Origin of the sequence: Mesorhizobium alhagi CCNWXJ12-2, from assembly GCF_000236565.1 — a bacterium.
Lineage (GTDB): Bacteria > Pseudomonadota > Alphaproteobacteria > Rhizobiales > Rhizobiaceae > Allomesorhizobium > Allomesorhizobium alhagi.
In genome coordinates this window covers 1-577 of sequence record NZ_AHAM01000373.1, presented here as the reverse complement: position 1 = coordinate 577, position 577 = coordinate 1, and the positions used below count along the sequence as shown (strand labels likewise).

At 65.3% G+C, this 577-nt stretch carries 1 protein-coding gene; it reads right to left on the bottom strand.

All coding sequences use genetic code 11. The features are described 5' to 3' along the window. Positions 1-577 (bottom strand): GTP-binding protein (locus MAXJ12_RS34215; RefSeq protein WP_008840847.1); only part of this gene is annotated, 577 nt, incomplete at both ends.

The following is a 577-nucleotide window of genomic DNA, read 5'->3' as shown; positions in this document are numbered from 1 at the left end:
CCGGTCACAACCGTGCCGCGGCCCGAGATCGAGAACACGTCCTCGATCGGCATCAGGAACGGCTGGTCGATCGGACGCTCCGGCGTCGGGATGTAGGCGTCGACCGCTTCCATCAGCTCGCGGATCGCGTCCTCGCCGATCTTCTTGTCCGAATCTTCAAGCGCGGCCAGCGCCGAACCCTTGATGATCGGAATGTCGTCGCCGGGGAACTCGTTCTTCGACAGGAGCTCGCGCACCTCGAGCTCGACCAGCTCGAGCAGCTCGGCGTCGTCGACCTGGTCGACCTTGTTCAGGAACACGACGATCGAAGGCACGCCGACCTGGCGGGCGAGCAGGATGTGCTCGCGGGTCTGCGGCATCGGGCCGTCGGCGGCCGAAACCACCAGGATCGCGCCGTCCATCTGCGCGGCGCCCGTGATCATGTTCTTCACATAGTCGGCGTGGCCGGGGCAGTCGACATGCGCGTAGTGCCGGTTCGGCGTCTCGTATTCGACATGCGCCGTCGAGATCGTGATGCCGCGCGCTTTCTCCTCCGGCGCCGCGTCGATCTGGTCGTAGGCCTTGTATTCGCCGAAAT